At 72.3% G+C, this 18,280-nt stretch carries 16 protein-coding genes and 2 pseudogenes; 8 read left to right on the forward strand and 10 right to left on the reverse strand.

From position 1 onward, the window contains the following. Positions 1-63: 63 nt before the first annotated feature. Positions 64-600 (reverse strand): NUDIX hydrolase family protein, encoded by a 537-nt coding sequence (locus tag AB0H64_RS21285; RefSeq protein WP_253776635.1) that lies wholly within the window; start codon positions 598-600, stop codon positions 64-66. Beyond that, positions 597-1,262 carry an AAA family ATPase gene (locus AB0H64_RS21290; protein WP_357626919.1) on the reverse strand — a complete coding sequence of 222 codons (666 nt, stop codon included), beginning with the start codon at positions 1,260-1,262 and terminating at the stop codon, positions 597-599. Before AB0H64_RS21290 ends, AB0H64_RS21285 begins: the two co-directional genes overlap by 4 nt. Positions 1,263-1,467: 205 nt before the next feature. Between AB0H64_RS21290 and AB0H64_RS21295 the strand changes: the two genes are divergently transcribed. Next, positions 1,468-2,508: a LacI family DNA-binding transcriptional regulator gene (locus AB0H64_RS21295; protein WP_357626922.1), complete on the forward strand. Its 1,041-nt coding sequence runs from the start codon at positions 1,468-1,470 to the stop codon at positions 2,506-2,508. Between the two features lie 4 nt (positions 2,509-2,512). Here AB0H64_RS21295 and AB0H64_RS21300 read toward each other — a convergent pair whose 3' ends face one another. Next, complete coding sequence (locus tag AB0H64_RS21300; protein ID WP_357626925.1) at positions 2,513-4,021, reverse strand: alpha-N-arabinofuranosidase; 1,509 nt, start codon at positions 4,019-4,021, stop codon at positions 2,513-2,515. A gap of 188 nt (positions 4,022-4,209) precedes the next feature. Continuing rightward, the gene (locus AB0H64_RS21305; protein ID WP_357626928.1) at positions 4,210-4,782 is read right to left on the reverse strand and encodes a hypothetical protein; all 573 of its coding nucleotides are present in this window, start codon (positions 4,780-4,782) and stop codon (positions 4,210-4,212) included. A 203-nt stretch (positions 4,783-4,985) separates the two neighbouring features. Here AB0H64_RS21305 and AB0H64_RS21310 point away from each other — a divergent pair, with 203 nt between their 5' ends. Continuing rightward, complete coding sequence (locus AB0H64_RS21310; protein ID WP_357626930.1) at positions 4,986-7,925, forward strand: CBM35 domain-containing protein; 2,940 nt, start codon at positions 4,986-4,988, stop codon at positions 7,923-7,925. A gap of 162 nt (positions 7,926-8,087) precedes the next feature. On the opposite strand, the gene AB0H64_RS21315 is transcribed toward AB0H64_RS21310, so the two are convergent. Then, entirely contained in the window at positions 8,088-9,242 is a 1,155-nt protein-coding gene (locus AB0H64_RS21315; protein WP_357626932.1) for an RtcB family protein, read from the reverse strand. A gap of 43 nt (positions 9,243-9,285) precedes the next feature. After that, on the reverse strand, positions 9,286-9,963 hold the full coding sequence (locus tag AB0H64_RS21320) for a GNAT family N-acetyltransferase (protein WP_357626935.1): 678 nt from the start codon (positions 9,961-9,963) through the stop codon (positions 9,286-9,288). A gap of 182 nt (positions 9,964-10,145) precedes the next feature. On the opposite strand from AB0H64_RS21320, the gene moaA reads away from it, so the two are divergent. Continuing rightward, a complete protein-coding gene (gene moaA, locus AB0H64_RS21325; RefSeq protein ID WP_357626937.1) occupies positions 10,146-11,135 on the forward strand; it encodes a GTP 3',8-cyclase MoaA in 990 nt (329 codons plus the stop codon). Positions 11,136-11,138: 3 nt separating this feature from the next. On the opposite strand, the pseudogene AB0H64_RS21330 reads toward moaA, so the two are convergent. After that, positions 11,139-11,432, reverse strand: a pseudogene (locus AB0H64_RS21330) (LysE family transporter); the annotation flags it as partial. A gap of 41 nt (positions 11,433-11,473) precedes the next feature. Here AB0H64_RS21330 and AB0H64_RS21335 point away from each other — a divergent pair. Continuing rightward, positions 11,474-11,797 (forward strand): annotated as a pseudogene (locus AB0H64_RS21335) (NTP transferase domain-containing protein); the annotation flags it as partial. Between the two features lie 675 nt (positions 11,798-12,472). Beyond that, positions 12,473-12,730 carry a DUF6457 domain-containing protein gene (locus AB0H64_RS21340; protein WP_357626941.1) on the forward strand — a complete coding sequence of 86 codons (258 nt, stop codon included), beginning with the start codon at positions 12,473-12,475 and terminating at the stop codon, positions 12,728-12,730. A gap of 314 nt (positions 12,731-13,044) precedes the next feature. Here the strand turns inward: AB0H64_RS21340 and AB0H64_RS21345 are convergent, their stop codons facing one another. Continuing rightward, complete coding sequence (locus AB0H64_RS21345) at positions 13,045-13,359, reverse strand: DUF3099 domain-containing protein (protein ID WP_310708999.1); 315 nt, start codon at positions 13,357-13,359, stop codon at positions 13,045-13,047. A gap of 99 nt (positions 13,360-13,458) precedes the next feature. Between AB0H64_RS21345 and AB0H64_RS21350 the strand changes: the two genes are divergently transcribed. Beyond that, a complete protein-coding gene (locus AB0H64_RS21350) occupies positions 13,459-13,671 on the forward strand; it encodes a dodecin (protein WP_310709000.1) in 213 nt (70 codons plus the stop codon). A 67-nt stretch (positions 13,672-13,738) separates the two neighbouring features. On the opposite strand, the gene AB0H64_RS21355 is transcribed toward AB0H64_RS21350, so the two are convergent. Continuing rightward, complete coding sequence (locus AB0H64_RS21355; RefSeq protein WP_357627094.1) at positions 13,739-15,094, reverse strand: metallopeptidase TldD-related protein; 1,356 nt, start codon at positions 15,092-15,094, stop codon at positions 13,739-13,741. A 68-nt stretch (positions 15,095-15,162) separates the two neighbouring features. After that, entirely contained in the window at positions 15,163-16,659 is a 1,497-nt protein-coding gene (locus AB0H64_RS21360; protein ID WP_357626944.1) for a TldD/PmbA family protein, read from the reverse strand. Positions 16,660-16,736: 77 nt separating this feature from the next. Between AB0H64_RS21360 and fabG the strand changes: the two genes are divergently transcribed. Together fabG and fabI are read left to right on the forward strand one after the other, a co-directional pair. Beyond that, positions 16,737-17,432: a 3-oxoacyl-ACP reductase FabG gene (fabG, locus tag AB0H64_RS21365; protein WP_310709002.1), complete on the forward strand. Its 696-nt coding sequence runs from the start codon at positions 16,737-16,739 to the stop codon at positions 17,430-17,432. A 1-nt stretch (position 17,433) separates the two neighbouring features. Next, the gene (gene fabI, locus AB0H64_RS21370; RefSeq protein ID WP_357626948.1) at positions 17,434-18,198 is read left to right on the forward strand and encodes an enoyl-ACP reductase FabI; all 765 of its coding nucleotides are present in this window, start codon (positions 17,434-17,436) and stop codon (positions 18,196-18,198) included. Positions 18,199-18,280 lie beyond the last annotated feature (82 nt).

The following is an 18,280-nucleotide window of genomic DNA, read 5'->3' on the forward strand; positions in this document are numbered from 1 at the left end:
GGCCGGGCGGTCGCCGTTCCGCCGCCTGACCCTCGCGGGGCCGGGCGCGGCCGGCCCGGGGTGTCAGGTGAGCCGGCCCACATGCGCCAGCGCCTGCTTGAGCAGGACTCCCTGGCCGCCCGTCATCTCCTGCTGCACCATCGGCGAGGCCGCCTCCTCCGGCGTGAACCACACCAGGTCCAGCGCGTCCTGGCGCGGCCGGCAGTCGCCCCGCACCGGCACGATGTAGGCCAGCGACACCGCGTGCTGGCGCGGGTCGTGGTACGGCGTGACGTCGGGGGAGGGGAAGTACTCCGCCACGGTGAACGGCGCGAGGGAGGCCGGCAGGCTGGGCAGGGCGACCGGCCCGAGGTCCTTCTCCAGGTGGCGCAGCAGCGCGTCGCGGACCCGCTCCTGGTAGAGCACCCGCCCGGAGACCAGCGCCCGGCTCACGGTGCCGTCGGGGGCGATGCGCAGCAGCAGGCCCACGTGGGTGACGATGCCCATGTCGTCCACCCGCACCGGCACCGCGTCGACGTACAGGATCGGCATCCGGCCGCGCAGCGACTCCAGCTCCTCGGGTGCGAGCCAGCCGGGCGTGGTTTCGGTCATTTCGGTCATCTGTAGATCGTACTGGGCTTCGTGCGCGAGGAGGGGGAGGCGGGCTCCCCGTCGAAGACGATGCCGCGGAGCAGGCCCGCCGCGCTCCGGTCGATCACCACCGCGCCCGCCGCGGGAGCGGCCGTCCCGGCCCTGGCCCGCGCGAGCAGCGCCTCCCAGCGGCGGCGGTGGTAGGAGAACGTGCGCGCCCCCACCACCCGGGCGCGGGCCCGCTGGCCGGCCAGGGCCGCCTCGGGGCTGGCGTCGAGCAGCAGCAGGTGGAAGGCGGCGCCGCGGCGCCGGGCCATCCGGGCGAAGACGCGCAGCACCACCGGCCCGCAGCCCCGGTTGTGCGCGATCACCGGCCCGCCGGCGGCGAGCGCGCGCCGGATCCGCAGGAGGTGGGTGGCGAAGACGACCGCGGTGCGCGCCCGCTTGGGCGCCCGGCCGAGGGTGCCCGCCCAGCGCAGCTTCGACTGCGCGGAGTCGATGACCGTGACCCCGTCCACGACCACGGGGGCCGCCTCGGCGCCGTCCATCGCGTACAGGCGGCGCAGCATCGTGCTCTTGCCGGCACCCGGCAGCCCGGTCAGGATCACCAGCGCCCCGGCCGGGTACCGCAGCACCCGGTCTCCGGCGGCGTCCGGAAGGGGCCGGTCCGTCTGGGTGGTTTGTCCGGGCATATCGGGGACCTCCGCGTCTGTCCTGTCGCGCGGGGGGCTCCCGCCTGCCTACCGAACGAAGACGCGGCTGACAGGGTTCCGCCAGGGGTGGGCCGTCGCAGGGAACCCGCTGCCGGCGCAAAGGAAGTCAACGCAGAGGAGATCGCCTTTGGGCACGCGGTCCGGGACCGTTCCTGTTAGCGTTATCGCGAAAGGGGTGAGGCGCATGGCGACGGCTTCTGACGGGGGAGCGAGGCCGCGCAGCCGGCCCGCGGTGCTCGGCGACGTCGCCGCGCTCGCCGGCGTCTCCGCGATGACCGTCTCCCGGGTGCTCAACACGCCGCACCGCGTGCGCGCCGAGACCCGGGCGCGTGTGCTGGCGGCCGTGCGCGAGCTCGACTACTGGCCCAACTCCGCGGCCCGGCAGCTCGTCACCGGCCGCTCGGGCGTGCTCGGCGTGGTGAGCATCGACACCACCCTGTACGGCCCGGCCTCCACCCTGTACTGCATCGAGCAGACCGCCCGGCTCAGCGGCTACACCGTGAGCATCGCGAGCCTGAGCGCGCTCAACCGCCGCTCCATCGAGGAGGGCGTCCACCGGCTGCGCTCCCAGTCGGTCGACGGCGTCATCATCGTCGCCCCGCACGAGTCGGCCGCCGACGGCCTGCGCCACCTGCCGCCCGACCTGCCGGTGGTCGCGGTCGACGCGGGCGAGGACATCCCGGTCCCGGTCGCCATGGTCGACCAGCGGGCCGGCGCGATCCGCGCCACCCGCCACCTGCTGAGCCTCGGCCACGAGACCGTCTGGCACGTCGGCGGCCCGGCCGACTGGATCGACGCCAGCGGCCGCATCGAGGGCTGGCGCGGCGTCCTGGAGGCCGAGGGCCGCTCCGTGCCCGAGCCGCTGCGCGGCGACTGGAGTCCGCGCTCGGGCCACCAGCTCGGCCGCCGGCTGGCCGCCGACCCGTCCGTGACGGCCGTGTTCGTCGGCAACGACCAGATGGCCCTGGGCGTGCTGCGCGCCATGCGCGAGTCCGGGCGGCGGGTGCCGGAGGACGTCAGCGTGGTCGGCTTCGACGACATCCCCGAGTCGGCGTACTTCTGGCCGCCGCTGACCACCGTGCGGCAGGACTTCCGCGAGGTCGGCCGGCACGCCTTCCACCTCCTCCTCGACCGCATGGCGGGCGATGAGGAGGGGGAGCGGCGCCGGCTGGTCGAGCCCGACCTGGTGGTGCGGGAGAGCACGGGCACCCCGCAGCGGCCCTGAGGGGTCAGCTCAGCCGGATCACGTTCCACGAGACCGGCGGCAGCAGCACCCGCAGGGGGTCGTGCTCGACGTCCGGGTTGGGGCGGGGGGCGACGCGGCCGGGATCGTCGGCGGTGTTGCGGGCGTAGACGTCCGCGTCCGTCAGCGTGGTCGCCTCGGTGATCCGCGCGCCGCCGAGCGCGCGGGCGTCGATCTGCAGGGACAGCGGTTCGTCGGTGGAGCGGTTGACGGCGAACAGGGTGACGCCGCCGTCCTCGGCCCGGGTGGCCACGGCGTGCAGCAGCGGCACCTCGCCGTACTCGGCCGTCTCGTACGAGGGGGAGACGGGCTCGACCCGCAGCACGTCGCCCGTCGCGTACCGGGAGGCCTGGGCGAACGGGTGGAAGGTGGTCTGGCGCCAGGCCCGCCCGCCCGGCTCGGTCATGATCGGCGCGATGACGTTGACGAGCTGGGCCAGGGAGGCGGCGGTGACCCGGTCGCTGTTGCGCAGCAGGGTGATGAGCAGGCCGCCGAAGGCGACGGCGTCGGCCAGGTGGTAGTGGTCCTCCAGCAGCGGCGGCGCCACCGGCCAGTCGCGGGGCGGCTCGGCGGCCTGGAAGCGTGACATGTACCAGATGTTCCACTCGTCGAAGGAGATGTTGATCTTCTTGCGGGACTTGAGCTTCGCGCCGACGTGGTCGGCCGTGGCCACGACGGAGGAGATGAAGCACTCCATGTCGGTCGAGCAGGCCAGGAAGCTGCCCAGGTCGCCGTCCTTCTCCTCGTAGTAGGCGTGGCAGGAGACGAAGTCGACCAGGTCGTAGGTCTCCTCCAGCACCTGCGCCTCCCAGGCGCCGAACGTCGGCATGGAAGAGCCGGAGCTGCCGCAGGCCACCAGCTCCAGGCCCGGGTCGACCATGCGCATGGCGCGGGCGGTCTCGGCGGCCAGCCGGCCGTACTCGGGGGCCGTCTTGTGGCCGGTCTGCCAGAAGCCGTCCATCTCGTTGCCCAGGCACCACATGCGGATGTCGTGCGGCTCCTTGGCGCCGTTGGCGATCCGCTGGTCCGACAGGGCCGTGCCGGACGGGTGGTTGCAGTACTCCAGGAGGTCGAGGGCCTCGGCGACGCCCCGCGTGCCCAGGTTGAGCGCCATCATCGGCTCGACCCCGGCCTTGCGGCACCAGCGGACGAACTCGTCCACGCCGACCTCGTTGGTCTCCGTGCTGTGCCAGGCCAGGTCCAGCCGGCGCGGCCGGCTCTCACGCGGGCCGACGCCGTCCTCCCAGCGGTAGCCGGAGACGAAGTTGCCGCCCGGGTAGCGCACCGTGGACACGCCCAGCTCGCGGGTCAGGTCCAGGACGTCACGGCGGAAGCCGTCCTCGTCAGCGGAAGGGTGTCCGGGTTCGTAGACGCCGGTGTAGACGCACCGGCCCAGATGCTCGACGAACGTGCCGAACGTGCGCCGCCGCACGGGGGCCACTCGGAACGCCGGGTCGATGGTGAGGTGCGCCTCGGGGGCCCTGCCGTTGCTCACGTTGCTCTCGCGCTCCTGTGGTGCAGGTGTGACTGGAATGCCCTGATTGTTAGCGTTATCACCAACAACGTCAAGGTCTGTGCACTGATGGGCGTGCCCGCGAGGTCAGGCCCCGGAGCCACCCGCGTGTCGTCGTGCGGCGGCGTACCGCAGACCGGCCGGGTGGCCGGGGGGTCACGCCCGCACGGTCACGGGGTGCTGCCGGGTGACGGGCTCGTCGTGGTGCCCGGTGAAGCCGGCGCCCCTGGCGACGCCGGGCCGCTGGGGGTCGAGGGGCCGCTGGGGTTCAGCGTGGCGAACAGGCCGTTCCTCGCCTCGACCGGCACGATGAGCCGCATGCTGCCCCGCCCCGAGTCGAAGCTGAACGTCATCGGGACCGAGCCCGTGTCGGCCACGCCCGTGACCGTGCCGATCGGCCGGTCGGTCCCCACGATCCCGCGCGCGGGCACCACCACCGGGGCCGTCAGCTGCGCCTGCCCGCCCTTCTGCAGCGTCACCTTCTCCAGGCGCACCGGCTCGGCCCGGTCGTTGACGAGCACGGCGTACAGCGGCAGCCCGGCCGCCGGCGTCGCCGGCCGCGCCCCCGGCCGGCCGCCGAGGAGGAACGCGTTGCGGACGTGGACCCCCCTGCCGCTGGCGTTGGCTCCCTCGTTCTGGGGGGTGAAGATGCGGGTGACGTCCTCGGAGTTGTACGTCAGGCCGCTGCATCCCGCGGTCGCGAGCGTCAGCGCGACGGCGGAGACGGCGACGGTACGGCGCATGTCGAACTCTCTCTCCCCTGATATCCGGTGGTTCTTCCGTTACCCACCGTCACCAGGTCGAATCCCCACGACCATCCGGCGAGTCATCGGATGGATGTGGTGCGTGCGCACGGAGTCAAGCCTTGACCATGGTAAAGGTCGATGTAATCATCGGATCTCTGATCCGTGAGTCTCCACCACAGCTCCACGAAAGAGCCGCCGCCATGGGACTTCCTCCGCAGCCCCGGACCCGGGCGAGACCCGCTCGGCGCGCCTCCCGCGCCGCGCTCGTCCTCGCCCTGATCGCCGCCCTCACCACCCTCGTCGTCGCCCGCCCCGCCGCCGCCGAGGTCGAGCACCCCCGCCAGCAGTGGTTACGCGACTCCACCGCCGGACTGTTCCTGCACTGGGGCATGTTCACCGCCCCCCGCCACCTCGACTGCGCCCAGTGGGAGCGCGACGTCACGGAAGGCGGCTGGAGCGCCGACTACTGGGTCGACGAGGCACGCAAGCTCGGCGCCTCGTACATCGTGCTCGCCACCTTCCACAGCCGCCTGGGCTACGCCCGCCCGTGGCCGTCCCAGATCCCCGGAAGCTGCTCCACGCAGCGTGACCTCCTCGGCGAGCTGGTCGCCGCCGGCAAGGCGAAGAACGTCCGCGTCCTGCTCTACATGACCGACGACCCGCAGTGGCACAGCGAGCAGGGCGTGCAGACCCTCGACTCGGCCGCCTACTCCGCCTACAAGGGCCGGCAGGTGGACCTCACCACCCGGCCCGGATTCGGCATGTTCAGCTACGACCTGTTCTTCGAGGTCATGCGGAACTACCCCGACCTCGCCGGGTTCTGGATCGACAACGACAACGAGTACTGGGAGCAGAACCACCTCTACGAGCAGATCCGCGAGAAGCGCCCGTCCTGGTTGCTGAGCAACAACAACGAGGACACGCCGATCATGGACACGGTCAGCAACGAGCAGAAGACCGGCATGACCCCGGCCTACGACTACCCGCAGGCCGCCTTCACCCCCATGCCCCGCCTGACCGAGGCCGACTACAAGCTGCCCACCACCGGCGACTGGTGGTACGACGGCCGCGACCACCCCGTGGACGTCCGGCTCAGCACCGGCCGCTACATCACCAACGCCGGCTCCTCCATGAAGTCCCTCATGGCCGAGACACCGATGGTCAACGGCCGCTTCCCGCCGCAGCAGGAGGCGTTCAACGCGTTCATGGCGGGCTGGGTGCCGCCCATCCGGGCCTCGCTGGAGCGCACCGAGGGCGGCGGCTACATGTACGGCGGCCTGCAGCCCGGCTTCTGGAACGACGGCGCGCACGGCGTCGTCACCGTCGCCCGGGGTTCCGGCACCCAGTACGTCCACGTGGTGACCAGGCCGCGCACGGACTTCGTCCGCCTGCGCGACAACGGCCACCTCGTCACCGGTGTCAGCGACCTGCGGACCGGCGAGCGCATGCGCTTCCACCAGTCCGGCGGCCACCTGACGATCCTCGGCATCACCAGGTGGGACGACTACGACACGGTCTTCAAGGTCGAGACCAAGGGCCGCCCGTTGGTGTACGACTCCTCCGGGTTCACGGCCACCGCCACCTCCTCCCGCGCCGGCCACCCCGCCTCCGCGCTCGTGGACGGGAGCTTCCAGGACTACTGGGACAGCGACGCCCGGCTCCCCGTGTCGGTGACGCTCGACCTGGGCAAGCGCCGCCCCGCCGCCTACCTGGCCGTCAACCAGCGGGAGATGTCGCCCGCGTACGCCCGCGAGTCGTTCGGCCGGCCCGAGGACTCCGCCCGGATCAAGGACTACCGCGTCTACGTCAGCGACGACGGCAAGCGATGGGGTGAGCCCGTGCGCGCCGCCGCCCTGCGCAGCGCCCGCGGCGTCCAGTTTATCGACCTCGGCCTGCGCACCACCCGCCACGTCAAGCTGGAGATCCTCAGCACGTGGAGCGGCCCCCAGGCGCCCCGCTTCCACCGGCAGCTCCAGATCGACGAGATCGGGGTCGGCTTCGGCCATCCCGCCTCCCTGAGCGCGCCGCCGCCGCTGGAGGCCGAGCGCGCGAGCCGGGACGGCGCGGCCCGCGCCGCCGTCTGCCCCGCGTGCTCCGGGCTCGCCCAGGTCACCGGCCTCGGCGGAGGTGACCGCAACGCGGTGACGTTCCGCGACGTCACCGCCGCCGCGGCGGGCACGTACCGGCTGCAGATCGACCACACCGCCGCCGCGCCCGCGCCGCTGTCGGTGACCGTCAACGGCGCCGCGCCGGTCCAGGTCACGGTCCCCGGCGACAACGCGGGCGTCGTGGCGAGCACGGCGCTGGCCGTGCCGCTGAACGCCGGCGCCAACACGATCCGCCTGTCCAGCGCCGCCGCCAGGGGCCCCGGCGTGGACCGTATCGCCGTGGGGCCGATGCCGCCCGCGTCGGAGGTGCCCCGGACCACGCTGACCGTCTCTCCCTCAGGCATCCAGTGGACCGGCCCCGGCCGGCAGTCGATCAAGGTGACGGCGACGCTGCGGCTCGACACCGACGAGTCCGTTGACGAGGTGACGCTGGCACCCGCCGTGCCCGCCGGCTGGACCCTGGAGGGCGCCCCGGCCACGGCCGCGTCCATGCGGCTCGGCCAGACCCTCGAAGGCTCCTGGACCGTCACCTCCCCGGCCGGCCAGGACGCCGGACAGGCCGACATCCCGGTCACCGCGTCGTTCCGGAGTCTGGGCCGTCCCGCCGGGACGAGCAAGCTGGTCCGCGTCCGGCCGCGCCCCGCCGACCGGGTGTTCATGCGCGAGGCCGAGGACTCGCGCAACCAGATCGGCGACGCCGGGATCACCGGCTGCACCCCGTGCTCGGGCGGGCAGAAGGTGCGCAACCTCGGGGCCTCCCCGGACGCGTACGTGCTGTTCGAGGACGTCACCGTCGACCAGGCCAAGGAGTACACGCTGTACCTCGACTTCACCGTCAACGGCGAGCGCTCGTACCACGTGGCCGTCAACGGCGGGGCGCCGGTCGAGGTCAAGGTCAGCGGCGTCGGCAACAACACCCCCTACACCACGTCCGTGCCCGTCGCGCTGAAGGCCGGCGCCAACACCGTCAAGGTCTACAACGACACGGCGGCCGCCCCCGACCTGGACCGCGTGTCCCTGGGCCTGCCGTAACGCCACCCACGGCGGGGCCGCGCCGAGCGGCCCCGCCGTCCTGAAGGACTCTTGGGAGCACCATGCGTCACGACCCTTCCCCGGTGAGCCGCAGGACGCTGATCGGCGCCCCAGGTCGCCGACCTGTACGCCGCCCAGCGCGCGCACCTGCGGCTGTGAGGCTCAGCCCTTGTAGTTGAACACCTGGCTGAGCGTGTGCCGCACCTCCACCAGGTCCCGCTGGTCGGCCATGACCTGGTCGATCGGCTTGTACGCCTCCGGGTGCTCGTCCACCAGGGCGTCCGCCCGGTCCGCGTTCCAGGTGCGGCCGCGCATCGCCTCGGCCAGCGAGCCGGCCGTCAGCCGCTTCTTGGCCTTGCTGCGCGACATCCGCCGCCCCGCGCCGTGCGAGCACGAGTCGTACGAGGCGGGGTTGCCGCGCCCGCGCACGATGTACGACCGCGTGCCCATCGACCCCGGGATCACGCCCTCGTCACCGGTGGCGGCCTTGATGGCGCCCTTCCGGGTGATCCACAGCTCCTTGCCGCCGTGACTCTCCAACTGGGTGAAGTTGTGGTGACAGTTGATGACACGGACGCGTGAGCCCTTGCCGACGACCCGGAACAGGGCGTCCACCAGCACCCGGTCCATCCGGGCGCGCGAGGCCATGGCGTAGCTCTGCGCCCACAGCATGTCCTCGACGTACGCCTCGAACTCCGGGGTGCCCTGGGTGAAGTACGCCAGGTCGGGATCCTCCAGGCCCATGGCCTGGCGGCGCATCAGGCCCTTGGCGCCGGAGATGTGCTGGGTGGCGAGCTGGTTGCCGATGCCGCGCGAGCCCGAGTGCAGCACCGTCCACACCCGCTCCCGCTCGTCCAGGCACACCTCGACGAAGTGGTTGCCCGACCCGAGGGTGCCGAACTGCACCGCCACCGTCTTCTCCTGCTTGGACGTCAGATCGGTGTGCGGCAGCCCGAGGGCGCTCAGCGTGCGGTCCACGGACGGGTCGTCGTGGCCCTTGCCGACGCCGGCGGGGATGCGCCGCTCCACGAGCGGCATGAGCGCGTCGAGGCTGTCGGGCAGGTCGGCCGCGGTGAGGGTCGTCTCGGTGGCGACCATGCCGCAGCCGATGTCGACGCCCACCGCGGCCGGGATGATCGCGCCCTCGGTGGGGATGACCGAGCCGACCGTGGCCCCGATGCCGACGTGCGCGTCCGGCATCAGCGCGACGTGGCCGGCGACGAACGGCAGGCGTGCGGTGCGTGCGGCCTGCATGATCGCGGCGTCGTCGATCTCGCTGGCCCACGAGAGCACGTTGGGTGCGGGCTGGTTCGGCATGTCCGAGGTCTCCTTTACTCGTCCGTGCCCCAGTGTGCCGCGATCATGACGAGAACCCCACTCGTTTTCCCGGGGCCCGCTCCGGGCCGGTCGGCAGGCCGAACAGCGGCAGGCACGCCTCCAGCCCGTCGATGCGGTGGCCGGGCGGCGTGCTCCACTCCTCGCGGTCCAGCCGCAGCCGCTGCTGCAGGGCCAGCTCGCCGCGGCGGCTGTGGCGGACCAGGCCGTCGTCCCGGTAGCCGAGCCGGCGGGAGACGCGCAGCGACGCGTGGTTGTCGAGGTACGCCCCCGACACGGCGCTCTCGGCCCCGAGCCCGTCGAACGCCAGATGCAGCACGGCACGGCGCATCTCCGTGCCGATGCCCTGACCCTGGAAGCGCCGCCCGAGCCACGAGCCCGTCCGCACCTCCCTCGTGACCGCGAAGTCCACGGCCTCCACCTCCTGCACGCCCACGACCTGTCCCTCGAAGACGGTGACCAGCGGGCAGCTCCAGGCGGCGGGCGTCCAGCCGGCCCACTGCCGGAAGTGGTACTGCACGGTGCTGCGGGCGCGCTCCTCCGGTTCGGCGTCCGACCAGGGGAAGAGGAACGGCATGACCGCGGGGTCGTGGATGCCCTCGGCGGCCAGTCCGGCCAGCTCGTCCAGGTCGGCGAGCGAGGGCAGCCTGAGCTCGAGCCGGGGCGTCGTGATCGTCAGGGAGAAGAGAGGCCAGTGATGCATGGTCCGGATAATGGCATCCTGTCCGAGATGCTCGGAACGTGATTTTCCGGAGCGTGGAGCCGGGGAATCGGGTGTGGTGTGCGGCTGTTGTCATGAGATGCGGCACCATGTGACCAGCCGGTTTGGAGCAACAGCCGGGCCGGGCCGTAGGCTTGCCGGTGATCTGACAGGAGGTGACGCCCATGTTGCGAGACTCGTTCGGACGGGTGGCGACGGATCTGCGGGTGTCCCTCACGGACAAGTGCAACCTTCGCTGCACGTACTGCATGCCGCCCGAAGGGCTCGACTGGCTGCCCAACGCCCAGCTCCTGACCGCCGACGAGATCGTCCGGCTGGTCACGATCGGCGTCGAGCGGCTCGGCGTCACCGAGGTCCGCTACACCGGCGGGGAGCCGCTGCTGCGCCGCGAGCTGGTGGAGATCGTCGCCCGCACCACCGCGCTGCGCCCCCGGCCGCAGGTCTCCCTGACCACCAACGGCATCGGCCTGTCCAGGCTCGCCCGGCCGCTGGCGGAGGCCGGGCTCGACCGGGTCAACGTCTCGCTCGACACCCTCGACCGCGACACGTTCAAGCGGCTGGCGCACCGCGACCGGTTCGCCGACGTGGTCGAGGGGATGGCCGCCGCCCACGAGGCCGGCCTGCGCCCGGTCAAGGTCAACACCGTGCTCATGCGCGACGTCAACGACCACGAGGCCGTGCCGCTGCTGCGCTTCTGCCTCGACCAGGGCTACGAGCTGCGCTTCATCGAGCAGATGCCGCTCGACGCCCAGCACGGCTGGAGCCGCGAGGGCATGGTGACCGCCGACGAGATCCTCGAGCGGCTGTCGGCCGCGTTCGACCTGACCCCCGACGACCTGGAGGAGCGCGGCAGCGCCCCGGCCGAGCGGTTCCTCGTGGACGGCGGGCCGGCCCGGGTCGGTGTGATCGGCTCGGTGACGCGGCCGTTCTGCGGCGCCTGCGACCGCGTCCGGCTCACCGCCGACGGCCAGGTGCGCAACTGCCTGTTCGCCACCGAGGAGTCCGACCTCAAGACGCCGATGCGGGACGGAGCCACGGACGAGGAGCTGGCAGCGCGCTGGACCGCCGCCGTGGCCCGCAAGCGCGCGGGACACGGCATCGACGATCCGTCGTTCCTGCAGCCGTCCCGCCCGATGTCGGCGATCGGCGGCTGAGGCTCAGTTCTCGGTCAGCGCCAGCTTCACGCCGAGCGCCACGAACGCGCCGGCGAACACCCGGCGCAGCCACGTCATCACCCGGGGGCGCGAGATCACCTGGCCGCGGACGGCCGCCGCGAACCACCCGTACCCGCAGAACACCACGAACGTCATCAGCATGAACACCCCGCTGAGCTCCAGCATGCGCGCGAACGCCGCCGGCTCGTCCGCGCTCACGAACTGCGGCAGGAACGCGAAGAAGAAGATCGACAGCTTGGGGTTGAGAATGTTCACCAGCACGCCGGAGGCGATGACCCGGCCCGCCGGGTGCGGCGCGGGGTGCGTACGGTGAAGGCATGAGCGGTGGGTACGACGTGGTGGTGCTGGCCGGGGGAGAGGCGCGGCGGCTCGGCAGCGCCGACAAGCCCGGGCTCGTCGTGGGCGGGCGGACGCTGCTGGAGCGGGTCGTCGCCGCCGTTCCCGACGCCGGGCGCGTGGTGGTCGTCGGGCCCGAACGGGACCTGCCCGGCGTGGTCCTCACCCGGGAGGACCCTCCGGGCGGCGGCCCGGTGCCCGCCCTCCGCGCCGGGCTGCGCGAGGTCACGGCGCCGAGGGTGGTCCTGCTGGCCGCCGACCTCCCGTTCCTGACCCCGGCCCACATCGCCACCCTCCTGTCCGCCATGCCCGGCCTCCCCGCCGAGCCCTCCGACGGCCCTTCCACGGCCTCCGACGGCGCTGAGACCTCCGACGGTCCTTGCACGGCCGCTGAGACCTCCGGCGGCCCTTCCATGGCTGCCGAGATCTCCGACGGCCGTCCCGCGGTCAGCGGCGGCCCTTCCACGGCCGCCGAGATCTCCGACGGTCCTCCTGCGGCCTCCGACGTCCGCGCCGCACGGGCGCGAGGCTCGTCCCTGATGCCCGGAGGGGCGGCGGCCGGGCCCGGCGGCGCCCCCGAGACCCCGGACGCGGACAACGGCCGTGGGAGCGCCCGGGACGACGGCGGCGAGGAGGCGGCGCGGCCCGCCGGGGTGGTGGCGGTCGACAATGACGGGCGGGAGCAGTGGCTGCTGGGCGGATGGGAGACCGCGCCGCTGCGGGCGGCGCTCGCCCGGTACGGCGGGCGGTCCCTGCGCGGCCTGCTGGCCCCCCTCGTCGCCGCCCGCGTGGCGCTGCCCGAGCGGGCCTGGTTCGACTGCGACACAATGGACGACCTGGACGAAGCCCGCCTCGGTGACACGACCCGTGTCCCCTTCCCGACGACAGGAGGAGGCGCGACGCCCACCCCGTGACGGCCGTGACGCGGCACGACGTGCCGCGCGGCCGTGGCGTGCGGGGGCGTCCGCGCCGCGCAACCTATGAACGTGCTGAACGAGTGGACCGCGCTGGCCTGCGAGGAGCTGGGCGTCGACCCGGCCCGCGTCGACCGCGACCTGATCCTGGAGTTGACCAAGGAGGTGGCGCACGGCGTGGCCCGCCCCGCAGCCCCGCTGACGGCCTACCTGCTCGGCCTCGCCGAGGGCGCCGGCACCGCGCCCGAGGACGCCGTCGCCCGCCTCACCGCTCTGGCCCGCGACTGGGGGCAGGCCACGCCCCGGACGCTGACCGGCGACTGACACTCCGACGAACTCGTCATGTCAAGCGCTGCGCGAACCTGAAAGTTTCCTGGCAATTATGGACGCGACGGAGCGAAAACGATTTCGGGAAAGGGGCCCTATCACACGGGTGGCGTCGTCGCCGGACTGATCATCTACGGCGCGGATTTCCCCGGGAAAGGGCGAAGCCGGGTGGTTACGGGGGCAAACCACCCGGCTTCGCTTCATCGGCGTTCCGACGGGGGCCCGGAACGCCGGCACCAGCACTCCGACGGGGGACCGGAGTGCTTGGCTAAAGCGTACACCTACAACCCATGGGATGCGTCAAGACTTAGTCACGACCCGATCTCGCGTCGGTGCCTCGGTATCTCGCTTTGGTTAGCTTCCGGTGTCTGAAAGGTGGGAGGAGGGACATCCATCCCCCTCTCATTGGCCCCGATTACGGCTATGTATGGCAAAAAGACTGCGCCCGCGATGAACAGCAGCCTGTACGGCCACGGCACGGGCACCACGACGGCCAGGATCAGGCAGATCGTCCGGATGCCCATCTTGATCAGGTAGCTCACCTCGCGGCGCTGGATGTCCGCGCTCAGCGAGGGCCTGGCGTCCGTCACTTGGTGGACGTCGTTCTTCCTGCGCCAGATCCTCATATCTCCCACCGTAGACCTCGGAGGGGCGCCGGGCGACGACTGCCCGGCCTGGGAAGACGGGTCATGCGATCATGGCTTTCGAGTAAGGAGGATGTGGAGATGACGGACCGAACGTACCGGGTCACCGAGATAGTCGGGACCTCGGCCGAAAGTGTCGACGAGGCCATCCGCAACGGCATCCGGCGCGCCTCGCAGACGCTGCGTCACCTCGACTGGTTCGAGGTGACGGAGGTGCGCGGGCACATCGAAGGGGGAGAGGTCGCCCACTACCAGGTGGGCATGAAGGTGGGCTTCCGGCTGGAGGACACCTGACGTCGCACCGGCGACGTCGCACGGCGACGCCCGCGCCCGCCGGGGGAGGCGGGCGCGGGCCGGCGGGTCAGCTCGCCTGGCTGACCGTCGACATGTTGAAGTCGGGCACCCGCACGGCCGGCATGACCGCCCGGGTCCAGTAGTCGTTCCACTCCCGGGGCAGCGTCTGCCCGCTGGAGCCCACCTCCGACAGGCGGCCGAGCAGGTCCACCGGGCTCTCGTTGAACCGGAAGTTGTTCACCTCGCCCACGACCTCGCCGTCCTCGACGAGGTAGACGCCGTCACGGGTCAGCCCCGTCACGAGCAGCGACTGCGGGTCCACCTCGCGGATGTACCACAGGCAGGTCAGCAGCAGGCCGCGCCGCGTGGAGGCGATCATCTCCTCCAGCGACCGGCCGCCCTCGCCCCCGGTCATGATCAGGTTGCCGATCGACGGCGTCACCGGCATGTCGCTGAGCTGCGCGGAGTAGCGGGTCTGCGGCAGCGCCTCCAGCCGCCCGTCCCGCAGCCACGCGGTGGGCTCCAGCGGCAGGCCGTTGTCGAACACCGACGCCTCGCGGCTCGGCCCGTGCGCCACCACGAACGGCGCGCACTCCAGCCCCGGCGCCGACGGGTCGCCCGCCAGCGTGACCGGCAGCTCGGCCAGCCGCTCGCCCACCCGGGTGCCGCCGCCCGGCTTGGAGAACACCGAGCGGCCGTCGAGCGCGTCCCTGGCGCCCGCCGACCAGTACATGTAGATCATGAGGTCGGACACGGCGCTCGGCGGCAGCAGCGTCTCGTAACGGCCCGCCGGCAGGTCGATCCGGTTCTTGGCCCATTCGAGCCGCCGGGCCAGCGACGAGTCGAGCCCCGTCACGTCCACGTCGGAGAAGTCGCGCGTCGCCACGCCCGTCCACGCCGACCGCTTCAGGTCGGCCGACTTGGCGTTCAGCTCCAGCCGGCCCGATGGCTGGTCGTGGCGCAGCCGCAGCCCCGCCGACGTGCCGAGGAACGTCGTCGTACGGGAGTGCTCGGCGAAGCCGTACAGCTTCCTGCCGCCCGACTCGGCGGCGGCGAACGCCTCGCCCAGCGCCGGCGCGAACCCCTCGAACACCCCGATGTCCGTCGGAGTCACCGGCTCACCCCACGACGGGCTGGCCGGCACCCCCTCGACCAGCGGCCGGGCGTCCTCGGCCGGCCGCGCCTCACGCGCCGCCCGGTCGGCCGCCGCCACCACGTCGGCGAGCTGGTCGGGCCGTACGGCGGCGCGGGAGACCACGCCGACGCCCTCGCCCACGACGGAGATCACGGTCAGCCGCGCCGAGCGGGCGACGCCGTTGGTGGTGAGGGTGTTGCCCGCGAAGCGCAGATTGGCTGTGGAGCTCTCGTCGGCGAGCACCATGCAGCCGTCGGCCCCCGACAGCTCCAGGGCCCGCTCCACCATGTCCTGCGGCGAAACCGTGTCCTGCAGCGAAACCGTGTCCCGCGGCGAACCGCCGGTGATGCGCTCGCTCACTTCTTGCCACCCTCCTGCACGGTGTTGAGGATCCGCACGCCCCGGAACAGCGCCGAGGGGCATCCGTGGCTGACCGGGGCGACCTGCCCCGGCTGGCCCTTGCCGCAGTTGAAGGCGCCGCCGAGCACATACGTCCGCGGCCCGCCCACCGCCTCCATGGACTGCCAGAAGTCGGTCGTCGTCGCCTGGTAGGCGAAGTCGCGCACCTGCCCGGCCAGCCGGCCGCCGACGATGCGGTAGGCCCGCTGCCCGGTGAACTGGAAGTTGTAGCGCTGCATGTCGATCGACCAGCTCTTGTCGCCCACGATGTAGAGGCCGTGCTCCACGCCCGCGATCAGGTCCTCCGTGGACGGTCCGTCCGGGGCGGGGGCGAGCGAGACGTTGGCCATGCGCTGGATCGGCATGTGGCCGGGGGAGTCGGCGAAGGCGCAGCCGTTGGAGCGGCCGAACCCCTTCATCAGCGCCATCCGCCGGTCGAGCTGGTAGCCGACCAGGATCCCGTCGCGCACGATGTCGAACGACTGCCCCTGCACGCCCTCGTCGTCGTAGCCGACCGTGGCCAGGCCGTGCTCGACCGTGCGGTCACCGGTCACGTTCATGACCGGCGACCCGTACACCAGCTCGCCGAGCTGGTCGAAGGTGGCGAAGCTGGTGCCCGCGTAGGCCGCCTCGTAGCCGAGCGCCCGGTCCAGCTCGGTGGCGTGGCCGATCGACTCGTGGATCGTCAGCCACAGGTTGGACGGGTCGATCACCAGGTCGTGCTCGCCCGCCTCGACCGACGGCGCGGCCAGCTTCTCCGCCAGCAGCTCGGGAAGCTGCGCCAGCTCGGCCGCCCAGTCCCAGCCGGTGCCGGTCAGGTACTCGTAGCCCCGGCCCACCGGCGGCGCGATCGTCGACATGTCGTCGAAGCCGCCGTCGGCCGCCTTCATCGCGTTCAGGACGGGATGGAGGCGCACCCGCTGCTGCGTGGTGACCGTGCCGGCCGAGTCGGCGTAGAACTTCTGCTCCTTGACCTGGTGCAGCCGGGCCGAGACGTGGTCGGCCCCCTTCAGCAGCCCCGCCGACCAGTCGGCCAGCAGCGCGACCTTCTCGGCCGACGGCACCGTGAACGGGTCCACCTCGTACGAGGAGACCCACGTCACCTCGCGGTGGGCGGGCTCGGGCGCCAGCTCGATCGGCTCCCTGTTGATCGGCGCGCTCACCTCCGCCACGCGCACCGCCTGCTCGGCCACCGCCGCGGCCGCCTCCGGGGTGAGGAGGATGCCGGAGGCGAAGCCCCACGTGCCGCCCTTGACGACGCGCACGGCGTAGCCCAGGTCGTCGGCGTCCATCGCGCCTTCGAGCCGGGCGTCGTAGAGGCTCATTGTCTCGGCCCTGACGCGTTCGAGCCGGAAGTCGGCGTGCTCGGCGCCCAGGTCGTGGGCGCGTTGCAGGGCGGCGTCCGCCAGCTGCCGCAGCGGCAGCTCCAGGAAATCGGGGTCCATCTGGCGCATGTCCACGATCCTAACCCCGTGATCTTGTCTGCCCCGGACAAGCGCATACCAGCCGGTAGGAGATAGCGTCAGGTCTCATGGCACGCTCTGTACTCGTCACCGGGGGCAATCGCGGCATCGGCCTCGCGATCGCCCGAGAACTCGCCGCGGCCGGCGACGCCGTCGCGGTCACCTACCGCTCGGGGGAGCCCCCGGAGGGGCTGTTCGGCGTCCGGTGCGACGTGACCGTCATGGCCGACGTCGAGGCCGCCTTCGACAAGGTGGAGGCCGAGCACGGGCCCGTCGAGGTGCTGGTGGCCAACGCCGGCGTCACCAAGGACACCCTGCTGGCGATGATGAAGGAGGACACCTTCACCGACGTCATCGACGCCAACCTGACCGGCGCCTACCGGGTCGCCAAGCGGGCCATCCGGCCGATGATGAAGCTCAAGCGCGGGCGGGTCATCCTCGTCTCCTCCGTCGTCGCCCTGTCCGGCTCCGCCGGCCAGACCAACTACGCCGCCTCCAAGGCCGGGCTCATCGGGTTCGGCCGGTCCATGGCCCGCGAGTACGGCTCCCGGGGCATCACGGTCAACGTGGTCGCGCCCGGCTTCGTGCGGACCGACATGACGGCCGGCCTGGACGAGGAGGCCATCATCAAGAACATCCCGCTCGGCCGGCAGGCGTCGCCGGGCGAGGTCGCGCGCGTCGTCCGCTTCCTGGCGAGCGACGACGCCTCCTACATCACCGGGGCCGTGATCCCGGTCGACGGCGGACTTGGAATGGGGCACTGACGTGGGCATTCTCGAAGGCAAGCGGATCCTCGTGACGGGGGTCCTGACCGACGCCTCCATCGCGTTCTCGGTGGCCAAGCTGGCCCAGGAGGAGGGCGCCACGGTGGTGCTCACCGGCTTCGGCCGGCTCAGCCTGGTCGAGCGCATCGCCAAGCGGCTGCCGAAGCCCGCCCCGGTGCTGGAGCTCGACGTGCAGAGCACCGAGCATCTCGACACCCTGGCCGACCGGGTCGGTGAGCACGTCGACGGCCTCGACGGGGTCGTGCACTCCATCGGCTTCGCCCCGCAGACCGCGCTCGGCGGCAACTTCCTCAACACCACGTGGGAGGACGTCTCCACCGCCCTGCACGTGTCCACGTACTCGTTCAAGTCGCTGGCGGTCGCCTGCCTGCCGCTGATGAAGGAGGGCGGCGCGGTCGTCGGCCTCGACTTCGACGCCACCAAGGCCTGGCCCGTCTACGACTGGATGGGCGTCGCCAAGGCCGGCCTGGAGTCCGCCTCCCGCTACCTGGCCCGCGACCTCGGCAAGCAGGGCATCCGGGTCAACCTCGTCGCGGCCGGGCCGCTGCGGACGATGGCGGCCAAGTCGATCCCCGGCTTCAAGGAGTTCGAGGACAGCTGGCCGGAGAAGGCGCCGCTCGGCTGGGACCTGGGCGACACGGTGCCGGCGGCCAAGGCGTGCGTCGCGCTGATGTCCGACTGGTTCCCGGCGACGACGGGCGAGATCGTCCATGTCGACGGCGGCGTCCACGCGATCGGCGCCTGACCGCCCCATCATCAGGCCGGCCCCCATCAGAGAGGCCCCTGTCAGAGAGGCCCCTGTCAAGGCCGGCTCATCCTCGGGCCGG

This window comes from Nonomuraea sp. NPDC050733 (assembly GCF_040654215.1).
Classification (GTDB): Bacteria; Actinomycetota; Actinomycetes; order Streptosporangiales; family Streptosporangiaceae; genus Nonomuraea.

What these genes read in the sequence shown, in the direction of transcription:
- AB0H64_RS21285 (WP_253776635.1), bottom strand. Translation starts at nt 600, where the DNA reads ATGACCGAAATGACCGAAACCACGCCCGGCTGGCTCGCACCCGAGGAG.
- AB0H64_RS21290 (WP_357626919.1), bottom strand. Translation starts at nt 1,262, where the DNA reads ATGCCCGGACAAACCACCCAGACGGACCGGCCCCTTCCGGACGCCGCC.
- AB0H64_RS21295 (WP_357626922.1), top strand. Translation starts at nt 1,468, where the DNA reads ATGGCGACGGCTTCTGACGGGGGAGCGAGGCCGCGCAGCCGGCCCGCG.
- AB0H64_RS21305 (WP_357626928.1), bottom strand. Translation starts at nt 4,782, where the DNA reads ATGCGCCGTACCGTCGCCGTCTCCGCCGTCGCGCTGACGCTCGCGACC.
- AB0H64_RS21310 (WP_357626930.1), top strand. Translation starts at nt 4,986, where the DNA reads ATGGGACTTCCTCCGCAGCCCCGGACCCGGGCGAGACCCGCTCGGCGC.
- AB0H64_RS21315 (WP_357626932.1), bottom strand. Translation starts at nt 9,242, where the DNA reads ATGCCGAACCAGCCCGCACCCAACGTGCTCTCGTGGGCCAGCGAGATC.
- AB0H64_RS21320 (WP_357626935.1), bottom strand. Translation starts at nt 9,963, where the DNA reads ATGCATCACTGGCCTCTCTTCTCCCTGACGATCACGACGCCCCGGCTC.
- moaA (WP_357626937.1), top strand. Translation starts at nt 10,146, where the DNA reads ATGTTGCGAGACTCGTTCGGACGGGTGGCGACGGATCTGCGGGTGTCC.
- AB0H64_RS21340 (WP_357626941.1), top strand. Translation starts at nt 12,473, where the DNA reads ATGAACGTGCTGAACGAGTGGACCGCGCTGGCCTGCGAGGAGCTGGGC.
- AB0H64_RS21345 (WP_310708999.1), bottom strand. Translation starts at nt 13,359, where the DNA reads ATGAGGATCTGGCGCAGGAAGAACGACGTCCACCAAGTGACGGACGCC.
- AB0H64_RS21350 (WP_310709000.1), top strand. Translation starts at nt 13,459, where the DNA reads ATGACGGACCGAACGTACCGGGTCACCGAGATAGTCGGGACCTCGGCC.
- AB0H64_RS21355 (WP_357627094.1), bottom strand. Translation starts at nt 15,094, where the DNA reads ATGGTGGAGCGGGCCCTGGAGCTGTCGGGGGCCGACGGCTGCATGGTG.
- AB0H64_RS21360 (WP_357626944.1), bottom strand. Translation starts at nt 16,659, where the DNA reads ATGCGCCAGATGGACCCCGATTTCCTGGAGCTGCCGCTGCGGCAGCTG.
- fabG (WP_310709002.1), top strand. Translation starts at nt 16,737, where the DNA reads ATGGCACGCTCTGTACTCGTCACCGGGGGCAATCGCGGCATCGGCCTC.